This window comes from Paenibacillus sp. J5 (genome assembly GCF_054955055.1).
This window is the reverse complement of sequence record NZ_JBUEDD010000002.1, coordinates 134334-151700: the sequence shown is the minus strand read 5'-3', so window position 1 is coordinate 151700 and position 17367 is coordinate 134334. Positions and strand designations below refer to the sequence as shown.

The following is a 17367-nucleotide window of genomic DNA, read 5'->3' as shown; positions in this document are numbered from 1 at the left end:
TTTTGACAAAATATTTACATATTTACAAGTAAACTTTAACATTGCGACAGGAAATTGAAATAGAAAAATATGTCCATTTTTTGTGATTTTTTATTCAATTCACAAGAAGAAGAGCCGCTCCCTCCTGATCGGTGTTTGCTCTTGGCAAACCAATCAGAACGTAGCGGCTCCTCAGCCTCCTATGGGGTCTGCTGCATGCTCGGTGCATCAGCATCTTGCTCGTGCGTTAGGCTTTCGCTCAGCCTGCTAGCCTGTTAGCATGGATAGCTAGACCGGATTAGATGCCTCCATCAGCGCAGCGAGCCCCCACACTTCGACAGCGCCGATGCGGCAGCCCGCCTTCAGACAGACGGTGCTGGAATAGTCCTTATCCAGCTCAAACGGGTAGATCCGGTAGCTGCTCAGACGGCCTTCATCCTCTACATCTGCGCTGCCGTCCGCGCTGATGAGGACGGTGAACGAGGTCAGCTCCTTGGACAAGCCAAGACCCAGAGCCTTAATATAGCTCTCCTTCATGCTCCAGTAGGTGTAGAAGGTCTGCAACTGCTGGTCACTCGATTGGATGGCCTCGTATTCCGTGGGTGAGAAGAATCGCCTGGCCAGCGGCAGCGAATCGCTCTTCTTCATGATTTCAACATCAATCCCGCTAGGCTCATCACTGAATACGACAGCTACCCATTGTCCCGAGTGCGTCGTATTGAAATGCAAGCCCTCCCCCTGCTCAACATAGGGTTTTCCATACGCATTGCTGCTGAAGGTCAGGTCGGACGTCTTCACTCTCAATTGGGTTGCCAAACGGCGGCGGACAATCGCATCCGCAAGCAGCGAACGATAGGCATCGGCGCGCCGGACATATCGCTCTATCCGCTGCTGCTTGTCAGGGGCGGCATCCGATAGCAGATGTCGATACACCTCTTCTTCCAGTTGCTCGGGCACCTGCATCGCGATAATATGCGCGCCGAACCGCGCGCTGGCGGGATTCAATTCCTTGCTGCTATGCAACGGCTAACACCTCTTAACCTGGAGTCGATTGGGATAAATATGGAATCTATGTCCACTCTATTCTAGCATATTGCATTGCAGGAATGAACCTCCAATGAGCGCGGAGCAGTTGTCATCCCCCTGTCCGCAGCTCCCAGAGCTGTGCGACCAGCTTGGCAGCCTCCGCGCGGGTCGTCGGCTCCTTGGGCACAAATCTTCCGTCACCTTTACCGCTAATCAGACCGGCTGCCTGCAGTCGGGCGATAGCCTCCGCTGCGTAATCGGCAATATCGCCGCTGTCTGTGAAGTTTGGGGACTCGTTCCCGCCCGCGAGCTCGATTCCGGCAGCCTCGGCTGCCCGAGCTGTCATCACAGCCATCTCCTGACGGCTGATCGGGTCATCCGGCTTGATCTGTCCTGCCGGATTACCCTGTACAATGCCGAGCTGATGAGCCGTTGCAATATAGCCGGCATGCCAAGCATTGCTCGCCACATCGCTGAAGCTGCTGCCTCCCTCCGTTCCATCCAGCTCCAGCGCGAGCAACAGCAGCTTCACATAGGCGGCTCGTGTCACTTGCTCATTCGGGCGGAAGCGTCCATCGCTGTAGCCGTCCACAATACCGCGCGCTGCAAGCAAGCGAATCGGAGCTTCTGCCCACGAGGCTTGCGCAATATCGCTGAAGCTGCCATTGAAGCTGCGCGCCATGTAAGCTCCAGGCGCACCAGCCCATAGCTCAATCTCAGCCAGCCCGGAGACGAAGCGCGAATGGCGCACAGGCTGATAGCTGCCATCCGCCTGCCGCTTATACGCTACGGCCTGCTCTTGCTGTTCGCCTGGCTGTAGCTGATAGGGCAGCCCGATGCGGTAGGCTGCGGTCTGCTCCAGCCTCTGACCGTCAGCCAGCAGCATAATGCGCAACGCATCGTCTTCCTCCCGCATCAGCTCGATCGTCAGCCGACTTGCTGCCTTGCCGTTCTGCTGCTCCATCTGACTCAGCAGCGCGTCAAGCGGCAGCTCCAGCCTTGCCCAAGCCGTCTTCAGCACGACTGCTGACGGCTTGGCATCGCCCTGCTGCCAGCCCTCCAGTGCCAGCTCCAGCTTGACTCCATTGCTCCCCGGCTTGCCGTCCACCCGGATGGTCAATGACTTGCCGCCCTCGACCGCCCCGCGCAGCTCCGCTGCACTCAGCGCAAGCCGCCCGTCATCTGTTCCCTCCAGGCGAAGCGTCAGCTCGCCGCTTCCGCTGGCTGCGCCGCTCTTCTGCGGCTCTGGCGCAGCAAGTGCTGATGGCGAGGATGACTGCGCCGATGGATAGTACATGGACGCAGGAGGCTGAATCGTGATGCTTGCCTGCCCGCTAGCTCTGGAGCCGTCTGTAGCCTCAGCCTTGACGATGACGGCCCCAGGCTTCAGCGCCTGCAACTGACCTTGATGGCTGATCGTTGCCAGTTCGGTTGGCGACCCGTCTACAGAGTGCACCGACCAGATGACCTCCTGATTGGTGGCCTCAGCAGGTCGGATGCTCGCCTTCATCTGCAGGGAGGAGCCGGCGCGTACTGTGGCTGCGCCGCTCACACTGCTCACCTCAACCTCGCCTACAGCTTGATCTCCTGCATAGCGGATGCTGGGCATGGGCGGCATCTCCATCCCATGACCCAGGTAAAACCCAGGGTGCGGCGGCTGATTGTACGAGACATTCTGCCAGGCGACGCCCAGCCTGTAGATCGGATCATGCATCAACGTGCGAATGCGATGCTCTGTTACATCGGTCGTCGAATAGATGCGCAGCTCGGTACTGTCTGCAGAGCGCCATACGACCTCTTCTCTCCAATCGCCGAGCAGATCGGCCTGCAGCATCGGATTGGCCTTGGTCGAGTTATTGGATGCCGCTCCGGTGGCCGTCAACAGATTCTTCGTCGTGCTGTTCGTCCAGTCCCACTTATCAATCCGAATATCGTCTTGAAGCTCGCGCAGCAGATCGCCATCCCACCAGATGCCGAAGTTCGTTGACGAAGGGATCGTCGTCGAGATCAGCTCGCCCTTGGCGGTGTACAGTCCGGTAACCGGAATATGCTGTGCATTCGTAATCGTGGCCGCCCAGACCTCCTCGCCAGGGTAACGTGGATCGATGTCAGCAGACATGCCGCGCCCGGTATCTATTCCGGTAAATACGCCCCACAGTATCTCGCCGGTAGCTGCATCACGCATCTCCATACCATACTCCGCATTGACGTTCTCATGAACGCCGAATACTTCAAGACCCGGACGCGTTGGATCAAGATTGCCCAGATGCATCGCATCCCCGTGACCCAGCCGCGTATTGTACAGCGGAGTACCGTCGTCATCGATCGCCATCGCGCCAAAGGTAATCTCATCCTTGCCGTCACCGTCGACATCGCCCACCGAAATCCCGTGGTTGCCCTGCCCCGCGTAATCGCCGTAGCCCTCGTCATCCGTGTCGAACCGCCACAGCTTCGTCAGTTGTCCGTCTCTGAAATTGTAGGCGGCGAGCACGGTGCGTGTATAGTAGCCCCGGCTCATGACGAGACTAGGCCGCTCGCCATCCAGATAAGCAATCGCGCCCAGGAAGCGATCGACCCGGTTGCCATAGCTGTCCCCCCATGCGGCGACATCGCCGCGCGGCGGATCATACGGAACGGTGGCTAGCGCACCGCCAGTCTGGCCGTCGAAGACGGTCAGGAACTCATCGCCAAGCAGCACATAGCCGCTGCTGTTCCGATGGTCGGCATCGGGCTTGCCGATGACCTTGCCCAATCCATCGACGGTGCCGTCCGCTGTCTTGAAAGCGACCTCGGCTCTGCCGTCTCCATCCAGGTCGTATACCATGAATTGAGTATAGTGCGCGCCAGCCCGAATGTTCGGCCCCAGATTGATGCGCCACAGCCTCGTGCCGTCAAGCTTGTAAGCATCCATGTAGACGATGCCGGTATAGCCTGCCTGGGAATTGTCCTTCGAATTGCTCGGAGACCACAGCATGACAATCTCCAGCTCTCCATCCCCATCCAGGTCGCCTGTACTGGCATCCCCGGCATAATAGGTGTACGGCTGCCCATCCTTCGTGTACCCGTCGGCAGGCTTTTGCAGCGGTACAGACAGATATTGCTGCTGCCATACGCCAAATGGCTCAGTAATGGGCCGTTCCACCCCGTTCAAGATGGCGGATAGCGTATAGCTGGCATTCTCGTTGCCTGTCGGATCGACATAGTTCGTGCTGTCTGTTATGGGCTGGCTAGTCAATCGCTCTCCATCACGATACACGTGGAAAGCGATCGAATCCGGGTCAAGACCGAGCATGCGCCAGCCGATATAGTTGCCTTGTTCTGTACGAATGGCAACCGGAGCACGATCGAGACGTTCCATATCGCGTACAAGCGTCGTCACGGCCTCCGTCTCCAGGGCTGTCGATAGCTGCGAGATGCCCCCGGCATTCACGGCGGCTACCTTGTAATAATACGGAATGGTGGTCAGCACAGTCGTGTCGGAGTAGGATGGTTCCGCAGCCTGAGCGAGCAGCTCATACGGGCCAGCAGCCTTCTTCGAACGGTATACCTGATAGAAGCGTGCCCCTTGGGCAGCCTGCCATTGTAAATCGATCCGTTCCTTTGCAATCCCCGCCGCAGTGAGTCCTGTCGGCACCGCCGGCTTGCTGACGGTCTCGTCAATCATCGCCACCTGCACCGCAATGGATGGCACGGACTCCAGTCCTGAAGCATCCAATGCGGTGACGCTATAGAGATAGTTCAGACCGATCGAGGCGCTCTGATCCGTATAGCTGGCGCCTACTGTCTCGGCGATCTGCCCGGGCGCTGCTGCTCCGCTTGCTTGACGATAGATACGGTACTTGGCCGCATCGCCAGACGGCACCCATGAGAGCTTCGCTTCGGCAGGGTCCTCATCCAGCTTCACCTGCTCCAGCTTCAATCCGGCAGGCGCCAGCAGAATCGGTGTAATCTCCAGCCCGTTCAGATGTGCGGTCTGTCCGCTGAACACCAGATTCATCTGGCCATCGCGAACGGGGATCATCGTGAAGACCTTTTCGGCGATATTCTCTTTCCCTGAGGTTACCGTGCCATAACTTTTGCCTTCAATGTGAATCTCGGTGCGCGTTGAACCGATCCAGTCTCCTGTGTAGGTTTTGACGGCATAGTAACCATTCGGAAGATCAACCTTGAATTCGTAGCTGCCTCCGAAATAGATCACGAAATCCCGCCGCAACGCATCCGTAGCGCCTCCCCGATCACGATCGGCCATGCCTGCGCTGGAGACGAGGCCATAGCCGAGCTCCGGCGTATAGATCGTGCTGCGTGTCACACCGGTATATCCGGGCGCAACCGGCGAGCCGACTGGGCCGAAGTCATAGCGGTACTGTGCGGCCTTGGTTGTGATGGTGATCGGGCTTGATGGCTCCGACTCCCCCTTGCCGTTCACCGCGGTAATCCGTACCAGGTAGCTCTGCCCCTCCGCCATGCCGGAGAGCTCGGCTGTCGGCACGGTCGAGGTGCCAACCAGGGTATACTGGGCATCCGCCGCTCGCTTGCGGTAGATGCGGTAAATATCTGTATGCTCCGTTGCGTTCCACTTCAGCACAGCGCCTGCATTGCTGATGCTTCCCGCAATCAGCCCTGTCGGCTGGGCAGGCACGCTGTCAGGCGGAGCCAGCTCCTGCACATGAGCAGAGAGTGGAATATTTAGCGCTTGTATACCTGTCGCCAGCAGGCGGGCTATCTGGATAGCTCCGTATTCCTGAAAGTGTGTATTATCCTCTGAGCCATTCGGGAAGGCCTGGTAGATGCCGGGAGGCACATGCAGGAAGACGGAACGCGAGGCCTCAGGGCCGATGGAATTATAGTAGGCAACGCTTAGAGCGCTCAGGTCGACCAGCGCCACCCCTTGCTCCATTGCTACCTCCTTCATCGCCTGTACATAGTCAGGGAAGCTGACATTAAACGTTCCCGTCGCTTCATTAAAGTCTCTACGCCCCATCGGGGTGACGAGGATCGGCGTTGCTCCGCGCTGCCGGGCTCCGTCAAGATGGGTTTTCAAGTACACCTTGTAGTCGGCAGGTGAAGCATAGCGCTCCGGCCTGCTGATGGTCGAATCATTATGTCCGAACTGTATCAAGAAATAATCGCCCGGCCGAATCTTCTGCAAGACAGCATCCAGCCGCCCCTCCGTAATGAACGTCTTGGAGCTGCGCCCACCGATCGCATGATTCTCGAAGCTGACCGCATCACTGAAAAATTGTTCGATCATCTGTCCCCAGCCAGCCTGCGGCTCCCAGTACGGATCATAGGTCTGGACGGTTGAGTCTCCTGCTAGATAGATACGTGGCACATCACCCGGCGCTCTTGCAGCCTTGCGGGTGATGACCAGTGCATTCAGCTTGGGCGCCGCCCCGCTGAACGCAAGCGTCAACTGCCCATCGATCAAGGCTATGTCAAATGACATCTCCAGATAGCTGCCCGCTTCGCGGGTAGTCAGTTGAACCTTCTGCATCTCCTCCGCCTTGATTGCAATCTCCGTCGCCTGCTCCGCATCGCCAGCAATGAGCGAGACGCTGTAATCCGCATTCGGCAGATCCACCCTGAACTCTGCATCCGGCACCATGACAAAATCGGAGCGCAGCGCATCCGCGCCGCCACGGTTCACGCCGCTGACCTGTGCGGGATTGACAAAGCCATATTTGCGCTCAGCCGTATAGGCTGTCGAGGCCTGTACTTGCAAATAGTTTTCCTCGGCTGCTCCCGGTCCGAAGTCCAAGCGAATCACATCGCCGTCAGGCAGGGGACCAGGTTCCTGATCCCCAGGCTGCTCCGGCTCCGGTTCCGAATCCTCCATCACATCGATTTCGATCGCATTGATATACACTCCGCCGCTATTTGCATGCCAGGTGCTGAAGTCGAGGATCAATTGCCCCTCAGTGGCATCAGCCTCAAAGACGTGAGAGGTCACCTGACCGGCAGGCGAGGTCAATCCGCCAGTTTCAATGCCGCCAATCGACAGGCGAGCGCGAGTTGTGCCCGTGCCAATCGGGTCGCCGGTGTAGATATTTAGCTTATACTTGCCATTAGGCACATCTACCTTGAAGGTGAATCCGCCAGATAGAAGAAAATCACTAAGCAGATCGTTCAGTGTGCCAGCACGGTGACGGAAGTTGTCCGCCCGTTCATCGACACCATACCCACGCTCGGTCGTATACAGCAGGCCGGGATAGACAGCCTCATAGCCTTCCATCACCGGACTGGTCGGACCGCCAAAGTCAAAGCGCCAGGCTGTCCGAGTCTCTGTCTCCTCTGCATGGACGCCACGAACGGGTATGGCAGCTTGCAGGGATGAGAACAGCAACAAAAATACAAGCAGGCCGGCATAACGGCGATAACGGTGTGAAGCTCGTATCATACCTTAACATTCCTCCTTATGGCTGTGGAATTACAAGCTACCTCGGCTATTCTGGGCGGCTTCGTGCAGACCTTTCTTTGCGGCCAGTAGCCAGTGAACATTTTATGTAAGGAACCTCCTTCGCAGTAGATTCTACCATGTAAATGAATGCGTTTACATCATAAAAACCGTCTTGATTATGTAAAAATCAGTGGTGCCGAGCTCAAGAAAGAGCTATTGGAAAACCTCCAATAGCCCAATCCTCTCATCGGACAAGTGACTGCGTGAACAAAGGAACCGCCGCATACATCGGCAGGTTTTGCAAATACTGCGTCGTATGGACAAGCTATTCGCGCAGCCAGGCCTCTTTGTTCAGTTCATTGTTTATCGCCGCCGCAGCCATTGCTCCCGAAGCGGCGGCGGCAATAGCTTGATGCATCCGTGAGGCCGCGTCGCCCGCAGCGTAAATGCCGGGAACGCTCGACTTACCAAGTTCGTCGACTGAAACAACCCCCTCTTCCGAGACGCGGCAGCCTAGCGATTGCGGCAAGTCCGAACCCGGTACTAGCTCAGGTTTGAAAAAGATTCCCGTACACGGTAGCGCCCTCCCATCCTCAAGCACAACCTGCTTCACCATTCCGGCGCTGGAATCGATCAAACGAATGGGGGAATCGAACAATGGTATTTGATGGCTGCGTAGTTCTTCACGCTCGGCCTCGTTAAGCTCGTCAGGTCCGTTCGTACAGACAACAAACCGCTTCGTCCATCCCGACAGAAGCGGGGCGAAGTGCATAAGCGCGGCTCCTCTGCTTATGACAACCAGCGGCTCGTCCTTTAATTCCCAACCGTCGCAATATGGACAGACGAACGCGCTTTTCCCGTATACCTCGGACAGGCCCGGAATATCCAGTGGTCGATCCTTCATACCGACAGCAATTAGCAGCTTGCGGCTGGTAATCCTCTTCCCTTGCGCCGTCTTCAAACGAAAGCAACCATCCTCTCCCTCAATCGACATCACTGTATCTTCTGCCAGCGACACAGACGGATAATTGCTTAACTGTTCTTTCGCGAGGCCGCGGAATTCGTTCGGACTTATCCCGTCGCGTGTCAGAAATCCATGCGCCTCGCGAGTCACAGCATTGCGGGGACGACCCTCGTCAATGAGGACAGCTTGTTTTCTCGCGCGCCCCAGAATGAGAGCGGCGCTCAGACCGGCCGGTCCTCCGCCGATAATCGCTACGTCCAGAAGCTTCACATTGTCCACCTTGATATTCCTCCTTGGGATTTGTTTTCTTGCATATTCTCCACTCTCCACGTTATAATTTCACATTATAGTCTTTAAAGATATGAGTTATCTATAATAGGCTTAAAAAAATGTGGATGAAATCACTAAGGTTTAGCCAGGTTCATTTTCGGCGGGATATACCCGAGTTGCCTGCCGATTTTTACAATTTGCCCTCTATGATGAAATTCGTGGGTGATGGTGTGCGAAAATAACCATAATTCGGTTAACTCTACACTGTCACTCTGCCAGGATGCTGTAATGGTAGGATCCCATTTGATTTTAAAGTCATTTAGAAATTCATAAACCAGTTCATCCGTGTTCTTAAAAATTTCACGCATTTTCTGTACATTGTCAACGGATTCCGGGTTTACTTTGGGAAGTGATTTACCAAGGGCACGACTCCCTAACCATACCCGATAACAATCGGCTACATGAACATGCAGACTGCGAATAGAAACTCCGCCTAAGGGTTCTATTTCTTTAACATAATCTGTGGGGGACAACGTTTCGCAAAAACGAAATAATGATTCCCTTGTGCGTTGGATCATTTCATACTGACTTTTGAATACATCCATCTTCTCGCTCTCCTTAAATAACTATATTCAGTTCCCTCACAAGATCCGACATTTTCTGATTTCTCAACTGTTCTTCCATCTTCTCTTCTGCCGATAACACCACCTTCTGAATCGGGCAACCAGGTCCATGATCGACACTGCAATCGAACAAGGAGGCCGAGCCTTCAATTGCATGAATAATATCTAGAAACGAGATAGTTTCCCAATTTAATTTGAGTCGATAGCCACCATTCACACCCGTTATCGATTCAATCATGCCCGCCTTCACCAGCTTAGTCAGTATTTTGGACAGGTAGGTTGGAGACACTCGTTGTCGCTCCGCCAACTGCTGCACACTCATTGGTTTTTGAGGAGTCGCGGCCGTTAGAAAGAGCATGGTATGGAGAGCATAATCGGTAGCCTTTGAGAACTTCATTGATCATCACCTCAAACATGGACTTTATATATCTATAATAACTATTATGCTTCATGACGTCAAGGATAATACTAAAATGTGCGCCCCCAAGGAGGCGCCGGTTGAACCATTATCTGGGCGCAACCGCAACCTGCACTCTATGCCTATTAGCCCCGGCGCTGTCGGGGCTATTAGCACCTTTGCCTACACCATCGCAGTTACGTCATGGGCTTGCTCGTCCAACGTGCGCGCGGAGGTGGACAGCACCTCGAAATCATTCATTGTCGCAGCAAGCTTGTGGCGATTCTCCACTGCAATCGTCTGTACCTGTGAGGTTCCCTTGGAGATGCGCCCCATCTCCAAGGTCATCGCATCGACGCTCTGCTTCACCTGATGAATAGAGCTTTGCACCATGACCGATAGCTTCTTTACCTCCTTGGCTACAATATCGAAGCCTCTCCCATACGGGCCGGCATGAGCCGCCTCGATCGCTGCATTCAGTGCAAGCAGTTGAGTCTGCGATGCAAAGCCCTGAATCGTCTCAACCAGTCCCTCAATCTTGCGAGCCTGGCTCTGGAGTTGTCCAAGTATAGCGGTGTTTTGCTGCGTTGCATGATCGATGCTCTCTGTGCCCAAGAGCAGTTCTCTACTGCGCGTAATGCCCTGCTCGGCTTGCCCGTTCAGCTCTGCGGCCATCTCCTGCAACTGATGAACCAACTCGTAGGCATGGTTCCTGCGCTCCGTAATATCGGTGGCAATCTTCATGACGCTGACCACCCGACTGGAATCCGTATCCAATATAGGCATGTAGGTGGCTTCCAGCCATACCTCGCCACCCGCAGCGCTCTTACGCTTGATCTTATCCTGAAAGCTGATGCCCGCCAGCAGATTGCTCCATAGTTGCTCGTACTCCGTAGAATCTACAAAATCCCGAAAACATAACTGCTGATGATGCATCCCGATAAGCTCTGATTGGCTATAGCCCAAGGTTCGGGCAAATATTGCATTCACCGAAGTAACACGCCGCTCCAGGTTGAAATGAATCATTGCCAAATTGTTGGTTAACGCGCTCATAATCTGCTCGTTCATTACTGCGTCTGAATTTAAGTTAACTGGCGAATGGTCGCCACGTTGCATCATAATCATCCGTTCTCCTCCGCTCTTGCTGTTAATTTCCTATGGTACATCCCCGAGAGCCATCGGGAACATGACCATGTCGAGTTGCCAGATTCACCAATGACTATTTAAGGATACTCTATTTACATATACAATAAATAAACAAAAGCGAGTCTTTAGAATCATAGTAATCAAAGATTTAGATGTATCCTTGGACCTATACCTAAATCCACTCTTGAAGCAACGGATAGTGAACCAAGTAGCGTCGTGGTCAGAATGATAGATGAGGTGACAAGATACGGTGATTATGTTAATTAATAAGCGTGCAAACACGTATGATGATTTCACGTAAGTATGCCAGCTTCCGTAGCTACGGACATCCCCTATGGCTGCAAAGGGGTGGATTTATCACGTGCAAACACGTATAATGAGAACACATGGAATTAATAGAGAGGGAGGGATTTGTTCATGAGGGAAAAAGATGCTCAGATCGATAAGGAGTCGTCACTTGGTCATGTGGTGCGGGTTCAGCATGTGATTGATTATATGGTGTTGGCAGAGCTGCAGCATGGACGGCGCTATGGCAAGCAGATTGACCGTGTCATTACGACGACGCTGCAGGGGGTCGGGGTGAATGATTCTTATCTTGCGCAGAGGATGAAGAAGCTGGCGGAGAAGGGGCATGCAACGAGCCGCTGGGATGATGATAACCGGTATAACCGATATTATGAAATTACAGATTCTGGGCGAGAGTACTTCAGGCAGCTCCAGCGGGATCTGCCTGAACGGGTAGCCCTGGCTCTCAAGGTCTATAAGCTATTCGAGCAGACCATCCAGAAGCATCAGGATTAGCTGTCGCCCTCCTCCTGATGCTCCACATGCTGCTCCTGCTGCCGTGATGCACGCTCCAGATAGCGGTCATAGCGATCATCCACCTCTTTGGCCAGCTTGCGAAATCGCTTCGTCTCCTCCACTACAGGATCATGCACCGTTTGGATTCTTACCTCATACTTTGGAGAGGGGGAGGCTTTGGCCCTTCTCTCCTGCTCGGACAGCTCCATGGGCCCTTCCTGCAACTGCTTGGCCAGCTCTTGCTCCATCGACCTGTTCTTTCCTGCCTGCTGTTGTTCCTTTTGCATATGATCCCTCCATTAATATCGCAACATAGTTGACACGCTTAGGGCGAGTTCTTATCATTGGGTACATAAATGGGCTATAATATGCTACAATTTTGTATACAGTCGATTCTGATGGAACCACGTTGGCAGCAGCGCCCGCTGCAATCTATTTTATCTCATATTGAAGGGAGCTGACAGCTATGGCTACGATCGCTTCATTTCTCCACCCGAAGAAAGATGTCGCTTTCATCACTTCTACCTCCTCGATGAAGGAAGCGCTGGAGGTGCTGGAGCATCATTATTATACGGCGATTCCAATCATTGACGAGCAGGGCTATTATATCGGCACTCTGTCGGAGGGCGATCTGTTATGGAAGCTGAAGCAAACGCCCGGACTCACCTTTGAGAATGCGGATCAAGTGCCCATCATGGATATTAAGAAGCATATCTTCAACGAGTCCGTCATGCTGGATGCTGATCTGGATGATATGCTTCAGCTCGCCACAGATCAGAATTTCGTCCCTGTCGTGGATGCTCAGGGCTTATTTCTCGGTCTGATTCGCCGCAAGGACATCATCGCTTATTATACCCGGAACATCATGGACTAGAGTGTGTCTTCACTCTTAGCGGGAGCAGATTGTGAGCAGCGGCTAAGCCGTCAGCCCGCGCTGCTGGCTTAGCCGCTGCTGGCATTACAATCTCCCGTAGCGTTACAATCGATAGCGTTCTTGCAGCACCTGGATATGATGACGTTCATGTCCTGCGATCATATAAGCCACCGCTCGAGCGGTGATTGCGGCTCCGTTCGCTGAACCTGCAAGCAGCCATGCCTCAGGGGGAGCGCTGCGCATGATGGCAAGCGTCCCCTCTCTGGCCGTTCTATAATCCTCCATAATTACCTCAGGAGCCATATCATGATAGCCAGCGTTCTTGGCATATATGTTCTCGTCATAGCCAGGCAATGGTGTTGTATCGCCACGTGCAATACACAGCATGCGATAGCTGGCGATTCGTTCATTATCCATCAGATGCCCGATAACCTCCTTCACGCTCCACTTCTCTGGCTGATACCGATATTCCCACTGAGCTTGCGAGAGCGGCTGAAGCAACGCGAGAGTGCGATTCATCTGCTCCCTCAGATACTTGACGATATCTTCTTCATTCACCTGTTCAATATAAGTTCCCACGGCTGCTGAATACTCTGTTTTTTCGGGTCTGCCTAGCATGCGCCTCTCTCCTTTCGCCTCTTGCTAATTTATACGATACATCTTTCGATTCGTATTGGCAAACCTCGCCCAGCTCATGAGGCTGCCAAACATAACGCCGGAGACCTCATCTGACGGATGACGTTCATGCAGGAGCTTCTTTTCGACGGATCGAGCCAGCTTGATTGCTCCTTGGTCAATATACTTCATATAGAAGTGCGACAAGATGAACAAGGGCACCATCGAAACACTAAACGTAATTGCATAAGCAAGATTATAACTATATTGATGAATCATTTTACTAAATATGAATGCTGAGAACGTATTGATAAACGTAAAATGAATAAGATAAATGGAGAACGAGACTTGTCCCAAATAAACAAATGGCCCCCAGCCAAACAGTCTTTGTAGCACTTGTGAACGCAGCAGGACAAATAAAATCATCACAGCCCCTAGCGTTCGTGCAAGCAGCCGCGGGTTAATATCGAGGAGAAACCATTGATTTATCGCCTGAACCCACACTTCAATCGGCTGATACATCGTCCCCGTGAATGAGGTATAGGGTGCCGAGGCCAAATAGATCCCCAATACTAGCACTAGCCCCCTCGTTATCTTACTTTCAGCCCATCGATCCTTCAGCAAGTCTGCCAGCAGCATTCCCCACAAAAAAGCGATAAAATAGGTTTGAATGAAAGCAAGGGATAAGACCACATACACCATCCATCTTCTATTCATGCGCCCAAATAAAGCCAAAAAAGCGAAAATAAAAAAAGAACCTAGCAGCTCATAGCTCATTGTCCACAGCACTGGATTATATGGATGCGCTGTAAACCGAATAAACGGATCATAAATAGCCGCCTTGATAACGGTATACAGATTGATGTCCAGAGCATAGTAGTCCTTCTTCATACCTGTCCATGTTATATCCCATATCTCTTGGAGATGAAATAAATTCATAATAATGGCCAGATATACGAGCAATACGGATGTCGCTGCGGGTACAGCAAGCCGAATATACCTTCGTAGTGCACTGGAACGCAATCGCTTATAAAACTCCTCTTGATCCAGGTCTGTATTAAACATGCTGACACTGAGCACATAACCACTGAGAACAAAAAACAAGCAAACGGCAAATTGACCATTATAGAATAAATTAATTGGAGAGTGCCCATACCATGTGTCCCATTTAAAGTGTGCTTCTTGCACTCTCCCATTTAGCGCAGCCGGGTAAAACACTTATATATAATGTGAAATCACCACAACAAATGCTGCGATTCCTCGAAGACCGTCCAGGTAGAATAGCTTTGTTGTAGCCGTTTCTTTCTTCATCGCCTTACTTCTTCCATCCCTTCTGCTTCATCCCCCATTACCAATACTGCCCTAACCTGCTCTGCCATGCTCCATTAGCATGCCGCCTTGCATGGACAACTGTCCTGCGCGCTAAGCTTAATCCTCTCCTTCGACAATGACGACCTCCGGTTCAGGTACGAATCCGTACTGCCGCTCAATCTGCTCCGAGATCAGCTCCTTGAGATAGAGAATATCCGCAGCAGTCGCCTGCTTCATATTGAGCAGCATGTTGCCATGGTAGGGCGAGATACAGGCTCCGCCATGCTCGGTTCCCTTCAAGCCCAGGCGGTCAACAATGGCACCGATCGAGATGCCTGCCGGGTAATAGTTTTTGAAGAAGGAGCCACAGGAAGGATGCGTGAAATGGCGCATGCCATTGCGGTAATCGTCAATCTGCTGCATCGGCGCAGGCAATCCGCCGCTACAGGCCGGGATGAGGCTGGCCTCCTTCGTGAAGAATGCGTAGAAGGACGCAAGAGAAGACAAGCTATCCGCCTCCTGGCGGTAGCGCTCCAGCATTTCCGCGCGTTGCTTGATGGCTTCCCCCTCTGGTTCCGGCAGCTCGAATTCCCCACCAACAATAATCCACGGGTGTTGCTGAAAGATCGATTTCTTGTAGCTGTACTCACAATCTGCAACCGCCAGCTTCCGCAGCGGCAATGCCGGGTCAGAGCAATCAATATAATGCACTGCCGCCAGCCTGTCGCTCATCTGGACATCATGATATTTCACATTCATATAGACCCCTGCGCCGAGACTGCCAGGCATCAGATAGGTGAAATGGAAATCATCACTGCCCGACCACAGTCCCGCGAGCGCAAGCACCGATAACGGCAATCCAGCCGATGCGAACCAGCGTCCGCCCGATGCACTCAGCTCCGACAGCCGCTTCAATGAAATATATAGGGTATCCGCCTTAGGGCGATCTGGAAATAATATATTGGTGCCCATGCCGAATACGAGCACTTCCATGCCATATAGCTTGCTCACCTGCAGCAGCTCAGACAGCTCCTCCACGGTCTGCGGCATCGCAAAATAAGGAGCCTCTCCTCCAATGGCGTAAGAGGAATGCTCGGCCAGCATGACCTGCCTCATGCACAGCTTGTTAAAACGATCATAACGATTATCTGTCAATGTATGTTTACCTCCAATTGTTCCAAGCTCCATCACTGCAGGCGAACGTTGTTGCAAGCCTCCGCCAGCGGTGGGCCTATCCATGCTGCCGCCTATTCCAAGGCGTCTTTTCTATATATATCGTCAATGCCTCGGCAACAAGACCATACTGTACCGATTCATTATATATTTTACACACAATGTTTCAATAATGCCCCCTGATACGTTGCTTGTCAATCACTATTATTATGTTACAATACATTTTGTACGTGCTTGGCGCAAGCGCCTCGGCACTTAGGACAGGAAGCCTATGGAATGCAGGTTTCAAGGGAATGTGAAGGAGTGAAGACCCTATGCACTACCGTCAGCTCGGAGGGAGCGGATTACACGTATCCCTGCTGGGTCTGGGCACCAATTCATTCGGCAAGCGCGCCGATCAGGCTGCCTCAACCCGAATTCTCCATTATGCGCTGGATCAGGGAATCAACTTTATCGATACGGCCAACATCTATGCAGGCACAGAATCTGAGCGAATTATCGGGGAGGCGCTGCGCGGCAAGCGGCAGCAGGTCGTCCTTGCTACGAAGGCAGGACTAGTGAGTGGCTCCGGCCCGAATGAACGCGGCTCATCACGCTATCATCTTCAGCAGGAGCTGGAGCAGAGTCTGAGAAGGCTGCAGACAGACTATGTCGATCTGTACCAGATTCACACCTTTGATCCGAATACCCGACTGGAAGAAACGCTGCGCACGCTCGACGATCTGATCAGCTCCGGCAAGGTGCGCTACATCGGCGCATCCAACTATGCCGCCTGGGAGCTGATGAAGGCGCTCGGCATCAGCGAGCATCGCGGCTACGAACGCTATGTCTCGACGCAGACAAGCTACTCGCTGGCCGATCGCACACCGGAGCGCGAGCTGGTGCCGGTCTGCGCCGATCAAGGCGTCGGGATTATTCCGTATTTCCCGCTGGCAGGCGGCATCTTGAGCGGCAAATACGGCAGTGGCGAAGCGGTTCCTGCCGCTTCACGAGCAGAGACCGACCCCAGCTTCAGCCGTTTCCTGGAGCCGCGCTATTTGCAGCTAGGACAACAGTTGGCCCGGCAGGCTGCAGCGCAGCAGCAGTCGTCCAGCTCGCTCGCGCTGGCATGGCTCATGCGCCGTCCCGCCGTCTCTACCGTCATCGTAGGGGCAACCTCAGTCGAGCAACTGGAGGACAATATACGCAGCGTTGCGCTGGCGGCGGATGACACGATGGACAGCTTATGGACAGCGCTGGACAAGTTAAGCGAGCCGTTCATATACGGCAAGCCATTTGCCGAATATCGCCTGCCTTAGCTGGGATGTCTATTGCTGCAATCGCAGGAGGATGTTATATAACAGGATAACAGGATAACAGGATACATATCCATGGAGGAATCAGTATGCAAACGTTGCTGCTGCTAGGCAGTCTGAATATGGCGCTGGTCGTTATTCTCGGCGCCTTCGGAGCGCATGCGCTCAAGAAGAAGCTGACACCGGAATTGCTGAAAATCTATGAAACAGGCGTGCTCTATCATCTCGTTCACGGACTTGGATTGCTGCTGATTGGCGTCCTGGCGGGCGGAGCGGTAAGCAGCGGACTGGCGGTTACAGCAGGCTGGCTGCTGCAGATCGGGATTGTGCTGTTCTGCGGCAGCCTGTATGTGCTGGCGCTGACAGGCGTCAAGCGACTCGGTGCCATTACGCCGCTGGGGGGACTTGGATTTATCGCGGGCTGGGTGGTGTTGTTCGCAGCCGCGCTGCAGGGCTAAGGGGAATGGTGGTAGTTGCGCTTGAGATTCGGCCACAT

Annotated in this window: 14 protein-coding genes; 4 read left to right on the top strand and 10 right to left on the bottom strand. The window is 53.4% G+C overall.

The annotated features are described in order from the left end of the window. Positions 1-267: 267 nt before the first annotated feature. The 6 genes from ACY1JZ_RS03400 to ACY1JZ_RS03375 all read right to left on the bottom strand — a co-directional run bounded on the left by ACY1JZ_RS03400 (position 268) and on the right by ACY1JZ_RS03375 (position 10781). On the bottom strand, positions 268-1002 hold the full coding sequence (locus tag ACY1JZ_RS03400; protein ID WP_462628074.1) for a 4'-phosphopantetheinyl transferase family protein: 735 nt from the start codon (positions 1000-1002) through the stop codon (positions 268-270). Between the two features lie 112 nt (positions 1003-1114). Then, the gene (locus tag ACY1JZ_RS03395) at positions 1115-7402 is read right to left on the bottom strand and encodes a rhamnogalacturonan lyase family protein (protein ID WP_462628073.1); all 6288 of its coding nucleotides are present in this window, start codon (positions 7400-7402) and stop codon (positions 1115-1117) included. 325 nt (positions 7403-7727) lie between these two features. Next, the gene (locus ACY1JZ_RS03390; RefSeq protein ID WP_462628365.1) at positions 7728-8636 is read right to left on the bottom strand and encodes an NAD(P)/FAD-dependent oxidoreductase; all 909 of its coding nucleotides are present in this window, start codon (positions 8634-8636) and stop codon (positions 7728-7730) included. Positions 8637-8770: 134 nt separating this feature from the next. Further along, positions 8771-9241: a DinB family protein gene (locus ACY1JZ_RS03385; protein ID WP_462628072.1), complete on the bottom strand. Its 471-nt coding sequence runs from the start codon at positions 9239-9241 to the stop codon at positions 8771-8773. A 13-nt stretch (positions 9242-9254) separates the two neighbouring features. Next, positions 9255-9656 carry an Rrf2 family transcriptional regulator gene (locus tag ACY1JZ_RS03380; protein WP_270171094.1) on the bottom strand — a complete coding sequence of 134 codons (402 nt, stop codon included), beginning with the start codon at positions 9654-9656 and terminating at the stop codon, positions 9255-9257. 183 nt (positions 9657-9839) lie between these two features. Continuing rightward, positions 9840-10781 carry a methyl-accepting chemotaxis protein gene (locus ACY1JZ_RS03375; protein ID WP_462628071.1) on the bottom strand — a complete coding sequence of 314 codons (942 nt, stop codon included), beginning with the start codon at positions 10779-10781 and terminating at the stop codon, positions 9840-9842. A 438-nt stretch (positions 10782-11219) separates the two neighbouring features. Between ACY1JZ_RS03375 and ACY1JZ_RS03370 the strand changes: the two genes are divergently transcribed. Further along, positions 11220-11603, top strand: a complete 384-nt coding sequence (locus ACY1JZ_RS03370; protein ID WP_270171098.1) for a PadR family transcriptional regulator — start codon at positions 11220-11222, stop codon at positions 11601-11603. Here ACY1JZ_RS03370 and ACY1JZ_RS03365 read toward each other — a convergent pair. Beyond that, entirely contained in the window at positions 11600-11890 is a 291-nt protein-coding gene (locus tag ACY1JZ_RS03365) for a hypothetical protein (protein ID WP_462628070.1), read from the bottom strand. The genes ACY1JZ_RS03370 and ACY1JZ_RS03365 overlap by 4 nt on opposite strands. 179 nt (positions 11891-12069) lie before the next feature. Between ACY1JZ_RS03365 and ACY1JZ_RS03360 the strand changes: the two genes are divergently transcribed. Next, entirely contained in the window at positions 12070-12477 is a 408-nt protein-coding gene (locus ACY1JZ_RS03360; RefSeq protein WP_270171102.1) for a CBS domain-containing protein, read from the top strand. A gap of 102 nt (positions 12478-12579) precedes the next feature. Here ACY1JZ_RS03360 and ACY1JZ_RS03355 read toward each other — a convergent pair whose 3' ends face one another. The 3 genes from ACY1JZ_RS03355 to ACY1JZ_RS03345 form a co-directional block, all read right to left on the bottom strand. Next, the gene (locus ACY1JZ_RS03355) at positions 12580-13095 is read right to left on the bottom strand and encodes a DinB family protein (RefSeq protein WP_462628069.1); all 516 of its coding nucleotides are present in this window, start codon (positions 13093-13095) and stop codon (positions 12580-12582) included. A 24-nt stretch (positions 13096-13119) separates the two neighbouring features. Next, positions 13120-14280 carry an acyltransferase family protein gene (locus ACY1JZ_RS03350; RefSeq protein ID WP_462628068.1) on the bottom strand — a complete coding sequence of 387 codons (1161 nt, stop codon included), beginning with the start codon at positions 14278-14280 and terminating at the stop codon, positions 13120-13122. Positions 14281-14520: 240 nt separating this feature from the next. Then, the gene (locus ACY1JZ_RS03345; RefSeq protein ID WP_462628067.1) at positions 14521-15558 is read right to left on the bottom strand and encodes a UDP-N-acetylmuramate dehydrogenase; all 1038 of its coding nucleotides are present in this window, start codon (positions 15556-15558) and stop codon (positions 14521-14523) included. Between the two features lie 332 nt (positions 15559-15890). Between ACY1JZ_RS03345 and ACY1JZ_RS03340 the strand changes: the two genes are divergently transcribed. Then, positions 15891-16874, top strand: a complete 984-nt coding sequence (locus ACY1JZ_RS03340; RefSeq protein ID WP_462628066.1) for an aldo/keto reductase — start codon at positions 15891-15893, stop codon at positions 16872-16874. An 86-nt stretch (positions 16875-16960) separates the two neighbouring features. Next, positions 16961-17329, top strand: a complete 369-nt coding sequence (locus ACY1JZ_RS03335) for a DUF423 domain-containing protein (RefSeq protein WP_462628065.1) — start codon at positions 16961-16963, stop codon at positions 17327-17329. Positions 17330-17367: the final 38 nt, after the last annotated feature.